At 67.6% G+C, this 558-nt stretch carries 1 protein-coding gene; it reads right to left on the reverse strand.

Annotated elements, in window-relative coordinates; all coding sequences use genetic code 11:
• Nucleotides 1–190: 190 nt before the first annotated feature.
• The coding region (locus IEV86_RS17635; RefSeq protein ID WP_188484851.1) for a 3-hydroxyacyl-CoA dehydrogenase family protein at nucleotides 191–558 on the reverse strand (368 nt) is incomplete at its 5' end.

The raw sequence follows: 558 nt of genomic DNA on the forward strand, positions 1-558 counted from the left end.
GGCGACCTTGGCCACGGCGGCCGCGATGTCGCGGAGGTTGTCCGCGTCGAGGGCGTTGCGGGACTCGGGTCCGTCGAGGACGAGCTCGGCGATCGGGCCGCGGTTCTTCAGTTGGATCTCGGTCATGGATGCTCCTTTGCGTGTCCTGTCAGTGTGGTGCGGCCGGTGCCCGCCGGGCGGACGCCCGTGGTCACCAGGTGTAGAAACCCTGTCCGGTCTTGCGGCCGAGTTCACCGGCGGCGACCTTGTCCTTCAGTATCTGCGGGGGTGTGAAGCGCTCACCGATCTCCGCTGCGAGGTGCTCGGCGATGCCGAGGCGCACATCGAGGCCGACGATGTCCGTCGTCTTCAGCGGCCCGGCCGGATGCCGGTAGCCAAGGGTCATGGCCCGGTCGATGTCCTCCGCACTGGCGACGCCGTCTTCGACCATCCGCATCGCTTCCAAAGCGAGAGCCACGCCGAGGCGGGAGGAGGCGAATCCGGGCGAGTCCTTCACCGTGATCGCAGTCTTCCCCAGACCCGTCACCCATTCCTTGGCGACGTCGACGAGCTTGGGAT

It is taken from the genome of Cellulomonas carbonis, from assembly GCF_014636275.1.
In the GTDB taxonomy this organism is placed as follows: Bacteria; Actinomycetota; Actinomycetes; order Actinomycetales; family Cellulomonadaceae; genus Actinotalea; species Actinotalea carbonis.